The 18,074-nt window shown below is 67.8% G+C and carries 20 protein-coding genes and 1 riboswitch; of the genes, 10 read left to right on the top strand and 10 right to left on the bottom strand.

From position 1 onward, the window contains the following. Positions 1-6: 6 nt before the first annotated feature. Positions 7-744 carry a peptide-methionine (S)-S-oxide reductase MsrA gene (gene msrA, locus H3005_RS13105; RefSeq protein ID WP_191078359.1) on the top strand — a complete coding sequence of 246 codons (738 nt, stop codon included), beginning with the start codon at positions 7-9 and terminating at the stop codon, positions 742-744. A 213-nt stretch (positions 745-957) separates the two neighbouring features. Beyond that, a complete protein-coding gene (locus tag H3005_RS13100) occupies positions 958-2,406 on the top strand; it encodes a PLP-dependent aminotransferase family protein (RefSeq protein WP_191078358.1) in 1,449 nt (482 codons plus the stop codon). Positions 2,407-2,471: 65 nt separating this feature from the next. Here H3005_RS13100 and bioD read toward each other — a convergent pair whose 3' ends face one another. Continuing rightward, positions 2,472-3,164 carry a dethiobiotin synthase gene (gene bioD, locus H3005_RS13095; RefSeq protein ID WP_191078357.1) on the bottom strand — a complete coding sequence of 231 codons (693 nt, stop codon included), beginning with the start codon at positions 3,162-3,164 and terminating at the stop codon, positions 2,472-2,474. A 67-nt stretch (positions 3,165-3,231) separates the two neighbouring features. Here bioD and H3005_RS13090 point away from each other — a divergent pair, with 67 nt between their 5' ends. Both H3005_RS13090 and H3005_RS13085 read left to right on the top strand, forming a co-directional pair. Continuing rightward, positions 3,232-3,714 carry a GAF domain-containing protein gene (locus H3005_RS13090; protein WP_100554644.1) on the top strand — a complete coding sequence of 161 codons (483 nt, stop codon included), beginning with the start codon at positions 3,232-3,234 and terminating at the stop codon, positions 3,712-3,714. Further along, positions 3,711-4,073 carry a TfoX/Sxy family protein gene (locus tag H3005_RS13085; protein ID WP_100554643.1) on the top strand — a complete coding sequence of 121 codons (363 nt, stop codon included), beginning with the start codon at positions 3,711-3,713 and terminating at the stop codon, positions 4,071-4,073. The genes H3005_RS13090 and H3005_RS13085 overlap by 4 nt, the downstream gene beginning before the upstream one ends. 33 nt (positions 4,074-4,106) lie before the next feature. Here H3005_RS13085 and H3005_RS13080 read toward each other — a convergent pair whose 3' ends face one another. Beyond that, positions 4,107-4,685 carry a histidine phosphatase family protein gene (locus H3005_RS13080; RefSeq protein WP_089238474.1) on the bottom strand — a complete coding sequence of 193 codons (579 nt, stop codon included), beginning with the start codon at positions 4,683-4,685 and terminating at the stop codon, positions 4,107-4,109. Between the two features lie 176 nt (positions 4,686-4,861). Continuing rightward, a riboswitch (cobalamin riboswitch) is annotated at positions 4,862-5,083 on the top strand. A gap of 117 nt (positions 5,084-5,200) precedes the next feature. Here H3005_RS13080 and btuB point away from each other — a divergent pair. Further along, positions 5,201-7,042, top strand: a complete 1,842-nt coding sequence (gene btuB / locus H3005_RS13075) for a TonB-dependent vitamin B12 receptor (protein WP_191078356.1) — start codon at positions 5,201-5,203, stop codon at positions 7,040-7,042. 120 nt (positions 7,043-7,162) lie between these two features. Here btuB and gph read toward each other — a convergent pair whose 3' ends face one another. Genes gph through H3005_RS13060 form a run of 3 tightly spaced genes read right to left on the bottom strand, consistent with a single transcriptional unit; the run spans position 7,163 to position 9,599 of the window. Then, complete coding sequence (gph, locus tag H3005_RS13070; RefSeq protein WP_191078427.1) at positions 7,163-7,831, bottom strand: phosphoglycolate phosphatase; 669 nt, start codon at positions 7,829-7,831, stop codon at positions 7,163-7,165. A 50-nt stretch (positions 7,832-7,881) separates the two neighbouring features. Then, positions 7,882-8,673, bottom strand: a complete 792-nt coding sequence (locus tag H3005_RS13065) for a class I SAM-dependent methyltransferase (protein WP_191078355.1) — start codon at positions 8,671-8,673, stop codon at positions 7,882-7,884. Then, the gene (locus H3005_RS13060) at positions 8,670-9,599 is read right to left on the bottom strand and encodes a LysR family transcriptional regulator (protein WP_089238466.1); all 930 of its coding nucleotides are present in this window, start codon (positions 9,597-9,599) and stop codon (positions 8,670-8,672) included. The genes H3005_RS13065 and H3005_RS13060 overlap by 4 nt, the downstream gene beginning before the upstream one ends. Positions 9,600-9,704: 105 nt before the next feature. On the opposite strand from H3005_RS13060, the gene H3005_RS13055 reads away from it, so the two are divergent. Continuing rightward, positions 9,705-10,343 (top strand): NAD(P)H-binding protein, encoded by a 639-nt coding sequence (locus H3005_RS13055; protein ID WP_099821588.1) that lies wholly within the window; start codon positions 9,705-9,707, stop codon positions 10,341-10,343. Between the two features lie 179 nt (positions 10,344-10,522). Continuing rightward, on the top strand, positions 10,523-11,434 hold the full coding sequence (locus H3005_RS13050; protein WP_191078354.1) for an MBL fold metallo-hydrolase: 912 nt from the start codon (positions 10,523-10,525) through the stop codon (positions 11,432-11,434). Positions 11,435-11,712: 278 nt separating this feature from the next. Here the strand turns inward: H3005_RS13050 and dinB are convergent, their stop codons facing one another. Then, on the bottom strand, positions 11,713-12,801 hold the full coding sequence (gene dinB / locus H3005_RS13045; protein WP_191078353.1) for a DNA polymerase IV: 1,089 nt from the start codon (positions 12,799-12,801) through the stop codon (positions 11,713-11,715). A 191-nt stretch (positions 12,802-12,992) separates the two neighbouring features. Here dinB and fabA point away from each other — a divergent pair, with 191 nt between their 5' ends. Next, positions 12,993-13,508, top strand: a complete 516-nt coding sequence (gene fabA / locus H3005_RS13040) for a 3-hydroxyacyl-[acyl-carrier-protein] dehydratase FabA (protein ID WP_025878420.1) — start codon at positions 12,993-12,995, stop codon at positions 13,506-13,508. Continuing rightward, entirely contained in the window at positions 13,508-14,716 is a 1,209-nt protein-coding gene (gene fabB / locus H3005_RS13035) for a beta-ketoacyl-ACP synthase I (RefSeq protein ID WP_191078352.1), read from the top strand. Before fabA ends, fabB begins: the two co-directional genes overlap by 1 nt. A 99-nt stretch (positions 14,717-14,815) precedes the next feature. Here the strand turns inward: fabB and H3005_RS13030 are convergent, their stop codons facing one another. Genes H3005_RS13030 through H3005_RS13020 form a run of 3 tightly spaced genes read right to left on the bottom strand, consistent with a single transcriptional unit; the run spans position 14,816 to position 17,264 of the window. Continuing rightward, entirely contained in the window at positions 14,816-15,499 is a 684-nt protein-coding gene (locus H3005_RS13030; protein WP_100554636.1) for an HAD family phosphatase, read from the bottom strand. Then, a complete protein-coding gene (locus H3005_RS13025; protein WP_191078351.1) occupies positions 15,496-16,197 on the bottom strand; it encodes a pseudouridine synthase in 702 nt (233 codons plus the stop codon). Before H3005_RS13025 ends, H3005_RS13030 begins: the two co-directional genes overlap by 4 nt. Then, positions 16,194-17,264, bottom strand: coding sequence for a class I SAM-dependent methyltransferase (locus tag H3005_RS13020; protein ID WP_100462787.1), 1,071 nt, complete (start codon positions 17,262-17,264; stop codon positions 16,194-16,196). The genes H3005_RS13025 and H3005_RS13020 overlap by 4 nt, the downstream gene beginning before the upstream one ends. Before the next feature lie 156 nt (positions 17,265-17,420). Here H3005_RS13020 and H3005_RS13015 point away from each other — a divergent pair, with 156 nt between their 5' ends. Beyond that, positions 17,421-17,684, top strand: a complete 264-nt coding sequence (locus H3005_RS13015; protein ID WP_025878415.1) for a hypothetical protein — start codon at positions 17,421-17,423, stop codon at positions 17,682-17,684. Between the two features lie 85 nt (positions 17,685-17,769). Here the strand turns inward: H3005_RS13015 and H3005_RS13010 are convergent, their stop codons facing one another. Beyond that, positions 17,770-18,063 (bottom strand): DUF3247 family protein, encoded by a 294-nt coding sequence (locus tag H3005_RS13010; protein ID WP_191078350.1) that lies wholly within the window; start codon positions 18,061-18,063, stop codon positions 17,770-17,772. Positions 18,064-18,074: the final 11 nt, after the last annotated feature.

Genomic DNA, 18,074 nt, shown 5'->3' with positions numbered 1-18,074 from the left:
CACACGATGAAACTCTCCTTCGAACAGGGCATTGCCGCCGGCGTCGCCGGCCTGGTTGCCACCGCGCTGATCGCGGGTGTGCTGCTGGTGGACCACGGCGCGGTGGCCGCAGCAGCCGAGCCCACGGCGCAGGTGCAGGCGTTGCCTGCGCCCAGCGGCGACGCGGCGTTCCGCGATGACGCCAGCCATGCCAGCGTGGTCTTTGCCGGCGGGTGTTTCTGGGGCGTGCAGGGCGTGTTCCAGCACGTCAAAGGCGTGAGCAACGCGGTGTCCGGTTACATCGGAGGCAGTGCCACCGATGCCCGCTATGAGCGCGTCAGCGGTGGCCGCACCGGCCACGCCGAAGCGGTGAAGGTGGACTACGACCCGCGCCAGGTCAGCTATGGACAGCTGATGCAGGTGTTCTTCGCGGTGGTGCACGACCCGACCCAGCTCAACCGGCAGGGGCCCGATCATGGCAGCCAGTACCGCTCGGCGATCTTCGTCGATGACACGCGCCAGCAGGCAGCAAGCCGCGCCTACATCGGCCAGCTCGGCCAGGCCGGCAGCTACCGCGCGCCGATCGTTACCCAGGTGGGCAGTGGCCAGCGCTTCTACCCGGCCGAGAGCTACCACCAGAACTACATGAGCAACTACCCGCAGGCCGCGTACATCCGCTACTACGACGCGCCCAAGCTGGCCGCGCTGGGCAAGCAGTTCCCGGCGTTGTACCGCCGCGATCCGGCGCTGGTGCCGATGCGGTGACACCCCTCTTCTGTAGAGCCGAGCCCATGCTCGGCTGCTGTTGGCGAAAGAGCAGCCGAGCATGGGCTCGGCTCTACACACAACAAAAAAAGACGCACGGCCACAGGGCCGTGCGCTTGGGAAGTATCGACCCGGCCCCGATCAGGCCCGGCCGACAACGACATGCTAGGCTCGTCGGCATCATGGGTACAGAACCAGATGCGGGTCGAGTCGATGGATACAGAAGACACCACCACGATGATCCCACCCCGCTACCAGCGGCTGTCGGACGAGCTGGCTGAAGCCATCCACGGCGGGCGCCTGCCGGTCGGCAGCCGGTTGCCGTCGCTGCGGCAGATGGCTTCGCAGCGCCAGCTCAGCCTGAACACCGTGATTGCGGCCTATCGTCAGCTGGAAGACGCCGGACTGGTCATTCCGCGGCCGAAGGCCGGCTTCGAAGTCGCGCCGCGGCTGTCGGCACCGCAGCGATCGCTGCGCGATGCACCGTCAGCACCCACTGCGCCGCTGCAGCAGGTGCTGATGGCCCGCGTGCTGGAAGCACAGCGCCGCCCCGGCGTGGTCGACCTGGCCTTTGCCGGCCCGCGCGGACGACAGTTCTACCCGGGCGCGCAGCTGGCCCGGCACACCGCGCAGGTACTGCGCCATGGCCAGCAGACCGTGGAAACCTATGCGCGCCCCAACGGTTCGCAACGCCTGCTGGCGCAGATCGTGCGGCGTGGGCCCCGGCTGGGCCTGCATACCCATGCCGAGCGCCTGCTGCTGACCCATGGCGCGATGGAGGCACTGCAGCTGGCCCTGCGCGCGGTCACCCAGGCCGGTGATGCCGTCGGCATCGAGGCGCCCTCGTACTTCAACCTGTACCCCTTGCTGACCACCCTCGGCCTGCAGCCGATCGAACTGCCCACCCATCCGCAGCGCGGCCTGGACGTGGATGCGCTGGAAGCACTGCTGGAGCACACACCGCTGGCGGCGCTGGTGGTGATGCCGACCGTACACAACCCTCTGGGCTGTACGATGCCGATCGCCGACAAGCAACGCTTGGCCGAGCTGGTCAACGCACGCCAGCTGCCGCTGATCGAAGATGCGGTGTACGCCGAACTGCAGTTCTGCGAGCCGCCGGCGCCCTTGCTGAAGGCGTTCGACCGCGATGGTTGGGTGATGGTGGTCGGTGGCTTTTCGAAGACGCTGGCACCGGACTACCGGATCGGCTGGCTTGATGGCGGACGCTTCGCCGAGCGCATCGCGCTGCTCAAATTCCAGTCCACCGGCGGCGAACCGCAGCTGCTCGGTGATGCGGTGGCCGCTTACCTGGAAGCAGGCAGCTACGAGCACCACCTGCATCGCATGCGCCGGTTGTACCGCGAGCAGGTCGGTCGCCTGCGGCAACTGGTCGCCGAACATTTCCCGGCCGGCACCTGCGCCACCGAGCCGCAGGGAGGATTCCTGTTGTGGCTGGAGCTGCCGGGCGTGGACACCCGTGAACTGTTCGAGCGCGCACTGGCAGAGGACATCGTGTTCATGCCGGGCCAGGTGTATTCGCGTGGCGCGCGGTACCGGCATTGCCTGCGGTTGTCGTGTTGCCAGACCCTGGACGCGCGCTTCATCGGTGCGGTGGAACGGTTGGGTGTGATCGCGCGGGAGCTGGTGGCGGCAACACGGTAGTGCCGGCCGCTGGCCGGCAATTGCACGCGTTTGATTACCTCGCAGTTGCCGGCCAGCGGCCGGCACTACCCTTGGGCGTCGTGCAGGTACGTGCTCAGCGCTTCGCCACCGGCTTCCGGCAGATGCGGCAGCCGTCCCCAGCAGGGCATCGGCAGGCGCTGCTGCAGGGTCGCGAAATTCTCGTCCTGGCGCTGCATCGACGGATCGATGTGGTTGCCGATCCAGCCCAGGCAGTCCACGCCGCTGGCCTGTAGCGATTGTGTGGTCAGGCGCGCGTGGTTGACGCAGCCCAAGCGCAGGCCGACCACCAGCACCACTGGCAGCCGCAGCGCTCGCACCAGATCAAGCTGGTCCAGCTGCGCCGACAGCGGCGCCAGCCAGCCGCCCACGCCTTCGACCACTACCACGTCGGCCTGTGCGCGCAGGCGTTCGAAGGCCGCCACGATCGGGGACAGTTCGATGCGCACGCCATCTTCTGCCGCCGCCAGCTCCGGCGCCAACGGCTGGCGCAATGCGTAGGGGTTCAGATCGGTATAGTCCGGCACCGGCAGGCTGGCGACCTGCAGTGCCAGCGCGTCGTCGTTGCGCAGGCCCTGCCCCAGATCGTGGCTGCCGCTGGCCACTGGCTTCATGCCGACCGCGCGCAGGCCGCGCCGGCGCAGCGCATGCAGCAGCGCGGTACTGGCGCCGGTCTTGCCGATCTCGGTATCGGTGCCGGTGACGAACAGGGCCGTCGGCAACGTGGCAGGCAGGGACATCACAGGCTCCAGCAGGGCAACAGAGCCTGCATTATCGCTGGCCCGGCACGCTTGCTAGACTGCGGCCATGTTCGCCAACGCCTCGCTCACCGGCAGCAAGCCGGAACAATACGCCCAGCTGCTGGAACAGGCCCGTGGCCTGGTCTACGGCGAGTCCGACCGCATCGCCAATGCGGCCAACCTCGCTGCTCTGGTCTACCACGCCCTGCCCGACCTGAACTGGGTGGGTTTCTACCTGTATGACGGCAAGGAACTGGTGGTCGGTCCGTTCCAGGGCCTGCCGGCCTGCGTACGCATTCCGCTGGACAAGGGCGTGTGCGGTGCGGCCGCCAGCCAGCGCGTGACCCAGCGCATCGAAGACGTGGAGGCCTTCCCCGGCCATATCGCCTGCGATGCCGCATCGCGCTCGGAGCTGGTGGTGCCATTGGTCCGGGGTGAGGAGCTGATCGGCGTGTTCGATATCGACAGCCCCATCGTCAGCCGCTTCGATGCTGAAGACCAGGCCGGTCTGGAAGCCATCGCCCACGTGTTCGTCGGGGCGTTGAAGTGAGCGCGGTCAAGCTGCGCAACATCGGCCCGAAGAGTGCGGCGTGGCTGCGCCAGGTAGGCCTGCGCAGCCGCGAGGATCTGGTCGCCATCGGTGCCGTCGGCGCCTTCGTCAAGGTCAAGCGTGCCGGCTTCAAGCCCAGCCTCAACCTGCTGTATTCGCTGGAAGGTGCGCTGCTGGATTGCCACTGGCAGGAACTGAGCGAACCGCAGCGCACCGCGCTGGTGCAGGACTACGAAGCACGTATCGCCGTGCATCCGCTGAAGGCGGCAGGCCCGGCATCAGGCCCGGTGCATGAGCAGCGCTTCGGCGCCGAGGACGACGGCGAAGAAGGCGCGGCCGAAAGCACCGACGAGGATTGATCGGTAGCGCCGGGCCATGCCCGGCGAGCGCGCTCAGGGCTGCTGCAGCTCCAGCAGCTCACCCACCAGCCCGGCTTCACCGCGCTCGACCCACACGCGCAGGCGCGTGCCGTGGTCGATGCGCAACGCCCAGCACAACGACATCGGCAGGCCACATACCTGCGACAGCACCATGCGCAGCGGACCACCGTGGCTGACCACTACCGTCGGCGCCGGGTCGTCGTCGTCCAGCAGTCGATCCAGCGCGCGTGCGATGCGCCGTTCGAAATGGCCCCAGCTCTCGCCATGCGGCGGCGGAAACGCGTGCGGATCCGCGTGGAAGGCGGCCAATGCGTCTTCCGGCAGGTCGAACAGCGATTGGCCATCCCAGTCGCCGAAATCCAGCTCTTCCCACTCCTCGTCCGCCTCCACGTCCAGCGCGCGCGGTGTGGCCAGTGCCATCGCCGTATGCAGCGAGCGCAGGCGCGGCGAACTGATCACCCGTTCCCACGACTGCCCGGCATAGGCATCGACCAGCTCCTGCGGCAGGCGGGCCAGCTGCGGCGGATCGCTGCGGCCATCGAGGAACTCATCACGACCGTTGCCGGCATGGCGGACCAGGTCGAGGATCATGCGCGTGCCCAGTCAGGGCGGCGCGGGAACAGCGGAAAACAGACGGACATCGGCAACGGCACCACGATAATTCGAGCTGCATTCTAGGCGCTGGCGCAGGTCTGCTGCACCGTGCAGGCACATCCGCACCTGATCAGCCGAGCAGGTTCGACGCTACCGGCCGGCCGCGATGCCGTAGACTGCGCGCACTTCCAGGTGACCTGCGGCCCTGCCGGCAGGTTGAAACGGGAAGCCGGTGACGCGTGACAACACGCCATGCCGGCGCTGCCCCCGCAACGGTAAGCACGTCAGTTCCAGGCAACCCGCCACTGTGCCGCAGGCATGGGAAGGCGCCTGGACGGTGGCCTCGGGCCACCCGGCGGCGAGCCCGGAGACCGGCCCGGAAGCCTCAGGTCGCGATGCGGTGGGCATGGCGCTGGATGTCTGTGGCGATGGCCGCGGCATCGGCGCGTGCCTGCCTGTTGTGACTCCTCCCCTTCGCTGCGCGGGCGTGCGCGGCACCTGGAGTCCCCCCGATGAAGCTGCAGTCCCGAATGCTGTCCCTGGCCGTGCTGGCCGCTCTTCCTGCGCTGGCCCTGGCCGAAGATCGCGCCGCCGACCTCGATCAGGTGCTGGTCACCGCCACCCGCACGCCGATCGCCCTGCAGGACAGCATTGCGCCTGCGCAGGTGATCGACCGTGCGCAGATCGAATCCAGCCAGGCCACCTCGCTGCAGGAACTGCTGCAGGGCCGCGCCGGCATCAACCTGACCAATGCCGGTGGCCTGGGCAAGCAGAGCTCGCTGTTCCTGCGTGGCACCAACTCCTCGCATACCGTGGTGCTGGTTGATGGCGTGCGCATCAACAGCGCCGACCTCGGCCTGGCGATGTACCAGGATCTGCCGCTGGCGCAGATCGAGCGCGTGGAAATCGTGCGCGGCCCGCAGTCCAGCCTGTACGGTGCCGACGCCATCGGTGGCGTGATCCAGATCTTCACCCGCCGCAACCAGGGCGACTTCGCTCCGCACTTCCAGCTGGGCGGCGGCAGCAACGGCCTGCGTGAAGCCAGTGGCGGCATCGGCGGTGGCACCGAACGCGGCTGGTTCGGCGCCGACATCGCCTACCAGCATTCGGACGGCATCGATGCCTGCCGTGGCTCGGCCACGCTGTTTGCCGGCTGCTTCGCCGATGAACCCGACCGCGACGGCTACCGCAACCTGTCCAAGAGCCTGCGCGGTGGCTACAACCTGAGCGACCAGTGGACCGTGGAAGGCAGCGCCCTGCGCGCCGACGGCAAGAACCACTACGACGGCTACTACAACTACTCCGAGACCCGCCAGCAGGTGCTGGCCGGCAAGGTGCGCTACACCCCGTCCGAGCAGCTGACGCTGACTGCCAATGTCGGCCGCAGCGACAACGAGTCCGACAACTTCGGCGATTTCGGTGCACGCGGCAGCGCACAGACACACCGCGACAGCGCCTCGCTGCAGGCCGACATCGGTGTGGCCGAAGGCCAGCTGCTCAGTGCCGGCGTGGACTGGAGCGAAGACAACCTGGACGGCAGCAGCGCCGGCTACCTGGTCGACAGCCGCCGCAATACCGGCGTGTTCCTGCAGTACCAGGCGCGCTTCGGCCGTCACCAGCTGCAGGCCAGCGCGCGCAATGACGACAACCAGCAGTTCGGCAACCACGCCACCGGCAGCCTCGGCTGGGCGATGGAGCTGGGCCATGGCCTGCGCGTCAACGCCAGCTACGGCACCGCGTTCAAGGCGCCGACCTTCAGCGACCTGTACGACCCGTGGAGCGGCGTGCCGACGCTGGACCCGGAGAAGTCCAAGAGTGCCAACCTCGGCATCTCGCAGCAGGGCCAGGGCTGGCGCTGGGGCCTGGATGTGTACGAGACCCGCATCGATGACCTGATCACCTATGACGCGGCCACCTTCCGCATGCAGCAGGTCGAGAAGGCACGCATCCGCGGTGCGGAACTGACCGGCGGCGCCACCCTGGCCGGCTTCGACATCAACGCGCAGCTGAGCTTCACCGATCCGCGCAACCGCACCAGCGGCAGCGCGCAGTTCGACAACTGGCTGGCACGCCGTGCGCAGCAGACCGCGCGTTTGGACATCGACCGCCGCTTCGGCGACTTCCGCACTGGCCTGACCGTGCAGGGCGCGGGCAAGCGCTACGACGATGCCGCCAACGCGGTGAAGGTCGGCGGCTACGGCACGCTGGATCTGCGCGCCGAATACGCGCTGACCGCGGCATGGTCGGTGCTGGCGCGGGTGGCCAATGTGTTCGACCGCGAGTACGAGACCGTGGCGTGGTTCAACCAGCCCGGCCGCGAGTACCAGCTGAGCGTGCGTTACCAGCCAAAGTGAAAAGAGGCGCCGGGCATTGCCCGGCGCCCCTTGATGCCATCGACGCATGGCGTCGATCTACTTGTAGAGCCGAGCCCATGCTCGGCTCAGGCATCGAAACAGCCGAGCGCAGGCTCGGCTCTACACCGGAATGCCTGCAGCCAACCCCGGCAGTTCGCGCAGGTCGTCGATCACTGCTACCGCGTGCGCGTTGTCCAGGTCCAGTCCGCGCGGATAGCCGTAACGCACCAGCGTGATCGGCATGCCGGCGTCTTCGGCAGCGCGGTAATCGGTAAGCGAATCGCCCACCATCAGGCATGCATCGACGGGCAGTTCGAAGTGCGCGGCGATATGCCGCAACGGTTCTCCGCTGGGCTTGCGCTGCGGCAGCGAATCACCGCCCAGCACCAGCGCGAAGGCCTCGGCGATACCCAGGTGCTGCAGCAACGGCGGCACCAGCGCGGCCGGCTTGTTGGTGCAGATGGCCAGCGGTACGTTCAACGCGCGCAGTTGCGCCAGCGCTTCGACCACGCCATCGAACAGCTTCGGGCTGCGCAGCAGGCATTCGCGGTAGTGGACCATGAAGGTCGGCATCACCGCTGCCAGATCGATCTCGCGCCCGGCAGCCTGCACCGCCTGTTCGACCAGCCGGCGCACGCCGTCGCCGATCCAGCCCAGCACGGTGGCTTCGGGTACGCGTGCCAGGCCGATGTCTTGCAACGTGCGGTTCAGTGCTTCGGCGATATCGGCGGCGCTGTCGACCAGCGTGCCATCGAGGTCGAACACGACCAGCGGATAGGGATACGACAAGGGACGGCTCACTCGTGCAACGTGGGGCCGTCCATTGTACGCCCGCGCCTTCAGCCGACCCGGCGTGCGCGGGTGGCCAGGAAGGTCGGCAGGTAGCGATCGATCAGGAAGCGCGGCTGCGGTTGCCAGTCTTCCATGAAGCGATCGATGACGAACCCTGCATCCAGCTGCCCGCCGATCAGATCACCCAGGCTGTGGCCGAATGTCAGCGCTTCGCCACGGGCCAGCTTGGCCTCGCGTGCGGCCGGCTCCAGGTCTTCCAGGTCGGAATAGGGAATCGCGTACTGCGGGCGGATCAGGCCCTGCTCGCTCAACTGCGCGTCACGCGCAGCGACGAACACCACCGGATTGTAGAAGCTGGCCATCAGCAGGCCATCGCGCGCCAGCACCCGGCGGCACTCGGCCCACACAGGGCGCACGTCGGGCACGTACAGGTTCGAGATGGGATGGAACACCACGTCGAAGCTGTCGTCGGCAAAGGCCTGCAGATCACGCATGTCACCCTGCACGGTGCGCAGTGACAGACCATCGCGGTCGGCCACAGCGCGGTCCTGCGCCAGCTGCCCGTCGGAAAGATCGAACACGGTCACCTCGGCGCCTGCCGCAGCAAGCACGGGCGCCTGCTGGCCACCGGCCGAGGCCAGGCACAGGATGCGCCTGCCCCGCACATCGCCCAGCCAATCCAGCGGCAGCGCACGCGGCGTCAGGTGCACCTGCCAACGCCCCTCGCGGGCGGCGGCAATCGTTGCGGCATCCACCGGTCGCGACCACTCGCGTACCTCGCTGGCCTGGCGGTCCCAGGCAGCACGGTTGTGGTCGATCAACGCCTGTCCATGGTTCATGTGTTCTCCTTGCCCGAAGGGCGCCAGTCCAGATCCTGGAAGGCCGGGCTCGCGAAGCATTCGGCGAGGAAGTCCAGGAATCGCCGCATGATAGCGGGCTGCTGTCGACGCGACGCGTACACCGCATGGATGCCGAGCTCGTCCAGGCTGTACTCGGGCAGCAGTTCGATCAGTTCGCCACTGCGCAGCAACGGTGCGACCTGGTAGGTCGGCAACATGGCGATGCCGGCATTGGCGCGCACGGCCTCCAGCAGCAGCGACGCTTCATTGGCACTGATGTTGCCGCCCACCGCAACCGACAACGAACGCCCTTCGCGATGCAGCTGCCATAGGCTCTTGCCGACGTAGTGATGGGTCAGGCAGTTGTGCGCGGCGAGATGTTCGGGCGCAGTCGGCGTGCCACGTGCCTGCAGGTAGGCCGGTGTCGCGCACAGCACCGAGCGGCAGATCGCCAACCGACGTGCGATCAGGCTGGGATCGATCTGCCGTGCGATGCGCACCGCCAGGTCGACGCGCTCCTCCACCAGGTTGACCATGCGGTCGACCAGCAGCAGTTCGATGCGTGCGGCCGGATGGCGCTGCACGAACGCGGCCACCGCGCGCGCCAGATGGCTCTGCCCGAACGACACGCTGGCAGTGATGCGCAGCGTTCCGTGTGGCTCGGGATCGTCGCTGGCCAGCTCGCCCTGCAGTTCCTCGCCGATCGCCAGCATCTGCCGGAAACGCGCCAGCGCGGCTTCACCGGCCCCGGTCAGGCTGACCCGCCGCGTGGTCCGGTGCAGCAGCCGCGCGCCCAGCCAGCCCTCCACCTCGGCGAGGTAGCGGCTGACCATCGCCCGCGACATGTCCAGCACCTCGGCGGCGGCGGTCAGGCTGCCGCGCTCGGCAACTTCGACGAACACGGTCATGGCGGTCAATCGGTCCATCTGCTCGATCCATGCAACAAACAAGCGCGTTATACGCTGTTTTTCGAGCGACTGCAGCGGCCTACAGTGGCCTCATTCCCCAGCCCCACCCCACGGAGTCCTGCCATGAAGATCGCCCTCGTCGGTGCCACCGGCAATATCGGCCGCCAGATCGCCCGCCACGCGCTGGCCAACGGCCACCAACTGACCGTCATCGTGCGCAGTGCGCAGGACCTGCCGGCCGAGCTGGCCGGCGCCCATCCGGTCATCGCCTCGCTGGACGACCAGGATGCCCTGGTCGCCGCCATTGCCGGCCACGATGTGCTGGCCAGCGCCTACGGCCCGCGCCCGGGCGACGACATCGGCCGCGTCGGCGAGGTTGCCGCGCAGCTTGCAGACGCCGCCCGCAAGGCCAACGTGCCGCGCCTGGTGGTGGTCGGTGGTGCCGGCAGCCTGGAAGTCGCCCCCGGCGTGCAGCTGGTCGACACCCCCACCTTCCCGGAGGCCTACAAGCCCTACGCGCTGGCCCACCGTGAAGCCTTCAACCGCCTGCAGGCAGTGGATGACCTGGACTGGACCTTCTTCTCGCCGGCGGCCGAAATCGGCCCGGGTGAAGAGCGTGGGCAGTATCGCGTGCAGCCCAAGGCCTTCCTCGCCGATGCCAGCGGCCACAGCCGCATCAGCTACGCCGACTACGGCGCCGCATTCGTCGCCGAACTGGAAGCGCGCAAGTACCCGAAGCAGATCATCACTGCAGCGTATTGATCATGGCGCCCGCCGGCCTGCCCGCCCGCCCGCCGGGCATGGCCCGGCGCTACCCACCTGTAAAGCCGAAGGCAACGGCAGGAGCCGTTGCCAACGTCGCTTGCGACGGCCCGTAGGGGGCCGGGCAAGGACGCCCGGCATAGCCCACGCTCGGCTCGATATCCCAAAGGACACCTCCCATGCGTACCGCTGCCCTGCTGTTCCCCCTCACGCTGGCTGCAGGTTTCGCCAGCACCCCGCTGCTGGCCGCACCGGCCGCACCTGCGCCTGCCAGCGCCGCTAAATCGCAACTGCGCCTGCAGACCTTCCATCCCAGCCCGCAGGCGATGTTCTCGGTGTCCTCGGTGCTGATCGAAGGGCGCAACGATGCGATCCTGGTCAACGCACAGTTCGCTGCCGGCGATGCGCGCCGGCTGGTCGAGCAGATCCGCGCCAGCGGCAAGCAGCTGACCACCATCTACATCAGCCATGGCGATCCGGACTATTACTTCGGCCTGGCCACCGTGCAGGACGCGTTCCCGCAGGCGCGCATCGTCGCCACCGCGCAGACCGTGGCGCATATCCGTGAATCCCAGGCCGGCAAGCTGGCGTACTGGGGGCCGAAGATGGGCGCCGACGTTCCCGCACGCATCGTGGTGCCGGCGGTACTGGAAGGCGATGCACTGCAGCTGGAAGGCCAGCGCCTGCCGTTGATCGGCCTGGATGGACCGACGCCGGACCGCAGCGTGCTGTGGGTGCCGTCACTGCGCGCGATCGTCGGTGGCATTCCGGTGGTGGCCGGCGAGCATGTGTGGATGGCCGATACGCAGACGCCGAAGTCGCATGCCGATTGGCTGCGCACGCTGCAGCAGCTGCAGGCGTTGAAGCCGAAGGTGGTGGTGCCCGGTCATTACGCGGAGGGTGCGGCACTGGATGCCAGTGCGCTGCGCTTCACGGCGGAGTACATCCGTGCCTTCGATGTTGAAACAGCCAAGGCCAAGGACAGTGCGGCGTTGGTGAAGGCGATGCAGGCGCGCTATCCGAAGCTGGCGGGTGTGGCGTCGCTGGAGTTGAGTGCGAAGGTGGCCAAGGGCGAGATGCAGTGGCCGTAAGGTAGGGGTTTTCTTTTGCAGGGCTGCGCCCTGCACCCGCCGAATCGACGGCGACGGCAACAGCAAAAGCGGGCATTCCGTGGGTTGGCGGGGTGGGTCCGGTTGCGGGGGACGCTGCAAGTACGTCCATGTAAGCTCGGTCGCCGCATCCATGCGGCTCACGCCCCCCCCCACCCCGCCTTCGACAGTTTTCCGCAACCTGTCTGGACTGCATGTCCTGCTCTTGGTGGGTGTCGACCTTGGTCGACACGCAGATCCAGACATGCGTGGATGGACGATCAGGGAGGATCGGTCGGGGTGTGCTCGAACAATTCGCCCTGCACCACCGGCTCCTTTTCGCGGAAACCGCCGAGGCCGACGCCGACCAGGCGGTAACGGGTGTCGGCGGGCAGGTCGACGCGGGCGCGCAGTGACAGCGCGATGTCGCGCAGTTCGGCCATCGATTCCGGCGGGCGTTCCGGGGTGAAGCTGCGGGTGAGGAGGCGGAACTGCGCGGTCTTCAGCTTCAACACCACGGTGTGGCCGATGCGTTCGGTCTTGCGCGTGGCATGCCAGGTCTTCTCGGCCAGCTGCACGATCGCTTCAGCGAGGTCTTCCAGCAACAGGTCCTCGGCGAAGGTGTCTTCGGAGGAGATCGACTGCACCTGCTGGTCAGGCTCCACCGGACGCTCGTCGACACCGCGTGCGCGGTTGTACAGGCTGCGGCCGAAGCTGCCGAAGGCTTCTTCCAGGTCCGGCAGCGTCCACTGCCGCAGGTCGCCGCAGGTGACGATGCCGCGCGCTGCCAGCTTGCCTTCCATCACCTTGCCGACGCCGGGCACGCGGTTCACCGGCAGCGGCAGCAGGAACGCATCCACCCGCTGCGGCGGAATCACGAACTGGCCGTCGGGCTTGCGCCAGTCCGAAGCGATCTTGGCCAGGAACTTGTTCGGCGCGATCCCGGCTGACGCAGTCAGATGGGTTTCCTCGCGGATCTGCGCGCGGATGGTGCGGGCGATGTCGGTGGCCAGCACCATGTCGCTCTTCGGCACCGTGACATCCAGATAGGCCTCATCCAGCGACAACGGCTCGACCAGGTCGGTATGGCGCAGGAAGATCTCGCGCACGTGGCGTGACACCGCCTTGTAACGTGCGAAGTCCGGCGGCACGAAGATCGCGTCCGGGCACAGGCGCTCGGCGCGCAGTGCCGGCATCGCCGAACGCACGCCGAACACGCGTGCCTCGTACGAGGCGGCGCACACCACTGAACGCGCGCCGCGCCATGCCACAACCACCGGCTTGCCGCGCAGTGACGGATCGTCGCGCTGCTCCACCGACGCGTAGAAGGCGTCCATGTCGACGTGGATGATCTTGCGCAGTGCGTTCATGGTTGGCCCACATGATACCTGCACCGTACCCGTCCAGACGCCGAAGTATGGTCGTTGTGCATCAACGGGATGCGTGGTTTCAGCTGAAAACACTACGCACGCGTACGGAGACGCGGTTTGATATCCGCCTGATCCGTCGTGCATCCTCGGGAACTCGTTGCCTTGTTTTCGCTTCCAGGATTGCGCTTTCCATGACTCGTCTCCACGCGTTCAACCGCGACCAGCTGCTGGCCAGCGCACGCGGTGAACTGTTCGGCGCTGCCGCCGGCCGGTTGCCCAACGACCCGATGCTGATGTTCGACCGCATCACCGAAATCCGCGAGGACGGCGGACCGCATGGCAAGGGCATGGTACGCGCCGAACTGGATATCCGTCCGGACCTGTGGTTCTTCGGCTGCCACTTCATCGGCGACCCGGTGATGCCCGGCTGCCTGGGCCTGGATGCCATGTGGCAGCTGACCGGCTTCTTCCTCACCTGGCTGGGTGCCCCCGGCAAGGGCCGCGCCCTGGGCTGCGGCGAAGTGAAGTTCACCGGCCAGGTGCTGCCAGACGCGAAGCTGGTGCGCTACGAGATCGACATCAGCCGCGTCATCAACCGCAAGCTGGTGATGGCCCAGTCCGACGCGCGCATGTACGTGGACGACCGCGAGATCTACAACGCCCGCGACCTGCGCGTGGGCCTGTTCACTGAAACCGGGAGCTTCTGATGCGTCGCGTCGTCATCACCGGCATGGGCATCACGTCCTGCCTCGGCAATGATCTGGATACCGTTTCGGCCGCCCTGCGCGAGAGCCGCGCCGGCATCACCGCGCTGGCCGACCACGCCGAAGCCGGCCTGCGCAGCCAGGTCGGCGGTCGCGTCGACCTCGACCTGGACGCGCTGATCGACCGCAAGCAGAAGCGCTTCATGAGCGATGCCGCCGCCTTCGCCTACCTGGCGATGGCCGATGCCATCACCGATGCGGGCCTGACCCCGGAACAGGTCAGTGGCCTGCGCACCGGCCTGATCGCCGGTTCCGGTGGTGGCTCCAGCGAATGGCAGGTGGGTGCGGTCGATCTGCTGCGCAGCCGCGGCGTGCGCAAGGTCGGTCCGTACATGGTGCCGCGCACGATGTGCTCGACCGTGTCGGCCTGCCTGGCCACCGCATTCCAGATCAAGGGCGTCAGCTACTCGCTGTCGGCCGCCTGCGCGACCTCCGCACACTGCATCGGCGCGGCTGCCGACCTCATCCGCCACGGCGCGCAGGACATCATGTTCGCCGGTGGCGGTGAAGACCTGCACTGGTCGATGAGCGTGATGTTCGATGCGATGGGTGCACTGTCCACCAGCTTCAACGACACCCCCGCGAGCGCCTCGCGCCCGTATGACAAGGACCGCGATGGCTTCGTCATCGCCGGTGGTGGCGGCATGCTGGTGCTGGAGGATTACGACCACGCCGTGGCACGTGGCGCGCATATCCATGCCGAGCTGATCGGTTATGGCGTGACCTCCGATGGCGCCGACATGGTCGCCCCGTCCGGTGAAGGTGCCGTGCGCTGCATGAAGATGGCGCTGCAGAACGTCGACCGTCCGCTGGATTATCTCAACACCCACGGCACCTCCACCCCGCTGGGTGATGTGACCGAGCTGGGTGCGATCCGCGAGGTGTTCGGTGATGCGATTCCGCCGCTGTCCTCGACCAAGGCGCTGTCGGGCCATTCGCTGGGTGCTGCCAGCGTGCATGAAGCGATCTACTGCCTGCTGATGATGCGCGACGGCTTCGTGGCCGGTTCGGCCAACATCGGCGAGCTGGACCCGAGGGTGGAAGGCTTCCCGATCCTGCGCGAAAGCCGCGAGCAGAAGCTGGACACGGTGATGTCCAACAGCTTCGGCTTCGGTGGCACCAACGCGGCGCTGGTGTTCGGCAGGCTGTGATCTGAAAGCGTGCCGACCAACGGTCGGCACCCACCAGAGCGGTTGCCATGGATGTAGAGTCGAGCCCATGCTCGGCTCAGTGCCAACCAAGGTTGGCAGCTACCTCGGCAACAGCGGCAGCAGCAGCGCGTGGGCGTCCACCAGCGAGCCGACGATGCGGTGGCCCAGCGCGCGCAGTTCTTCATCGGGATGCACCAGGTCCGGCACCTGGATCACGGTCATGCCCGCAGCCAGTGCGGCACGCGTGCCGGCCGGGGAATCCTCCAGCGCCAGGCAGCGTTCCGGTGCCTTGCCCAGCCGCTGCGCGGCCAGCAGGTAGATGTCCGGTGCCGGCTTGGCCCGCGCCACGTCGCCACCGGCGATCACCGCATCGAAGTACGGCAGCAGCCCGGTCGCCGCCAGCTTGCGGTTGGCCCGCGGCTGTCGGGTCGAGGTCGCCACCGCACGCGGCACCGCGTGCGACTTCAACAACTCAAGCAGTTCCAGGATGCCCGGGCGCAGCGGCAACCCTGTCTGCGTGCGTTCCTCGTACAGATCATGGCAACGCGCGGCCAAGGCCTCGATCATGCTGTCTTCGATGCCCTGCTGGCGCAGCAGCGCCTGGCTGTCGCGGTCGCCAAGACCGACCATGCGCACGAAGAAGCTGGCATCCAGCGGCAGGCCAAATTCCTCCGCCGCTTCGCTCCAGCAGGCAAGCGACACGCGCTCGCTGTCGATCATCAGGCCGTCCATGTCGAAGATGACGGCGTCGGGCAGGAACGGCAGCGCAGCGATGGAGGTCATGGAGCGAACAGCGTATCCAGGTCGGTGGAGGTCAGCAGCCGCCATTGCCCTTCGGCCAGTCCCTGCAGGTCCAGGCCACCGACACGGCTGCGGTGCAGTGCCTGCACGTGGTTGCCTGCGGCAGCGAACATGCGGCGAACCTGATGGTAGCGACCTTCGTGCAGTATCAGGCGCGCCTTGCGCGGCCCGAGCACCTGCAGTTCAGCCGGCAGCAGGGGCGTCTTCTCCGCTTCCAGCATCAGCGTGCCGCTGGCAAACAGCGCCACCTCGTCACCGCGCAGGTCTTCGGCCAGCTCCACTTCGTAGACCTTGGGCAGCTTCGACTTCGGCGAAATGATCCGGTGCAGCAGGTTGCCGTCGTCGGTCAGCAGCAACAGGCCGCTGGTCTCGCGGTCCAGGCGGCCGACGGTAGACAGCACCGGGTCGCGGTCGCGGAAGCGCGGCGGCAGCAGGTCGTAGATCAGGCGGCCCTTGTCCTTGGTCGAACAGGTGTAGCCGGCCGGCTTGTACATCGCCAGCGAAAGGCCCACCGGCGGGTCCAGCGGCTCGCCATCGACGCGCACCGCTTCATGCGGCACCTGGTCGTCGGCATACAGCACCTCGCCGTCGGCGTCGGTGACGCGGCCTTCGCGGAACATCCACTGCACCTGCTTGCGGCTGCCGTAGCCGAGGTTGGCGATGAGCTTGACCAGTTTCACCGGGCCTTCCCCTTGCCCTTCACTGCCTCGACCAGCTTGAAGCCATCGCGCTCGGCAACCACGCGCACCGCGCCGAAGCTCTCGTTGAGCGTGTACTCGTACGGCAGGTGGCGGTTGGCCACCACGTACAGGCGCCCGCCCGGGCGCAGCGCCTGCGCGGCTACGGCGATGAAGCGCTGGCCGATGTCCGGACGATCCGCACGCGAGGGCGTGTGGAACGGCGGGTTGCTGATGATGACGTCGTAGTCCGGCTCGATGCCGGCGGTGACATCGCGCCACAGGAAGCGCAGCGGCACCGGGCGCGGTGGCGGCGCGAGGTTGAGTTCGGCCAGGTCCAGCGCGCGCTTCTCGGCCTCGTACAGGTCCAGCGCGGTGATCTTCGGGCAGCGCTCCAGCAGCTCGCGCGACAGGTAGCCGTAACCGGCACCGAGGTCGGCCGCACGCCCGGCCAGGTCGGCCGGCAGATGTTCGGCAAGCAGCGCCGAGGCCGGGTCGATGCGGTCCCAGGCGAACACGCCCGGGCGGCTGAGGAAACGGCCGCCGACGATCGGCCGCACTGCGTCCAGGCTGCCCCAGCGCTTGGCCACGTCCGCATCGTGCTGGCCCTGCAACGGCGCGGTCCAGAACACGCGGCAGTGGTTCTTGGTCAGGCTGCCGCCGAGGCCGGCCAACTGCTTGAGGTCGCCTTCGCCGGAGCGGGCGCCTTCGTTGTTGTGCTGGCAGGCCACGATGCGGCCACCCTCGGCGACCAGCGCCAGGGCGCGGGCGAACAGCGCGCGGGCTTCCTCGCGCTGGCGCGGCGGCAGCACCAGCACCAGCGGGTAACGGCCGCGGCCGGCAACATCATCCAGCTGGCCGCTGACGGTCCAGCCAGCGGCCTGCTGCAGCGGCTGCGCGAACGGGGCGAAGCTCTGCTCGCAGTCGACCTCGCGGCCGCCGGCCTGCTCGCGCAGGGGCCAGCCGTCACGGGCGCGCAGGAAGGCCACCGGACCCTCCGGCCAGCGCAGGGCGCCGCTGGAGAACGGCAGGAACAAGGTCTGCAGGGGGGCGTCGTCGCTGGATGCCATCGGCGCGGGTACTGGAAGCGTGAGGGCCGTCCATTGTACCGGCTTGTCCGGCCCGGCCCCGGCCGCCGCTTTGCGAAACTTCAACGTTGCCTTGATGCCGCAGCAACATGCCAGCGTTCAGGGTAGAAGCTCCCCCGCAACTCCTGGAGATCCTGCATGCGCGCCTTGTTCGTCGGAGGTGTTGTCGACAACAGTGAAATGGACCTGGAAGGCAGCCATCCCCCCGTGCATTACCCGGAGGACACCGGCGGCGGCCATTCCCGCTACCGCCTGCACCAGGTCGGCCACGGCGCCGATGGCAGCGTGGCCTACGCCGTCTATGGCGCGCCGGACCTGGCAGACGATGAAGTGACCCGGGTAGCCGAGGAGCGCGCCTATGCGCGCAGGTTCGAGGCGACGGCAACGCTGTTCGAGCATTGATAGGCCTGTAGCGCCCGAGCCAATGCTCGGGCGGCGGCGCAGCCGCGCGGACGGCAGCCGAGCATGGGCTCGGCTCTACATCGGATCAAGGCGCCGTGGGCGGCAGCTCGCGGATGCTGGCGATTTCATCCAGCCACACGTGATGCTGCTGCACCGGCGTATCGAGATCGTCCAGCCGCAGCTGGCCATTGCTGCCTTCGTCGCCGGCCTCGTTGCGGTACTGCTGCAGCGTCGGCTGCACGGCCACGGTGCCCAGCAGGAGGCGGCCATCATGCAGGGTCAGCTGCACTTCGGTTTCCCCGTGCAACTGCGGCAGCAGGGCTTCCAGGCGCGCGATCTGCGCGGCATCGGTATGGATCCGGGGAGCAATACGGGACATCGACAACCTCC

The sequence above is a fragment of the Stenotrophomonas sp. Br8 genome (assembly GCF_014763005.1).
Taxonomy (GTDB): Bacteria; Pseudomonadota; Gammaproteobacteria; order Xanthomonadales; family Xanthomonadaceae; genus Stenotrophomonas; species Stenotrophomonas lactitubi.
The sequence above is the reverse complement of the archived record's forward strand: the minus strand, read 5'-3'. Positions and strand labels throughout refer to the sequence as shown.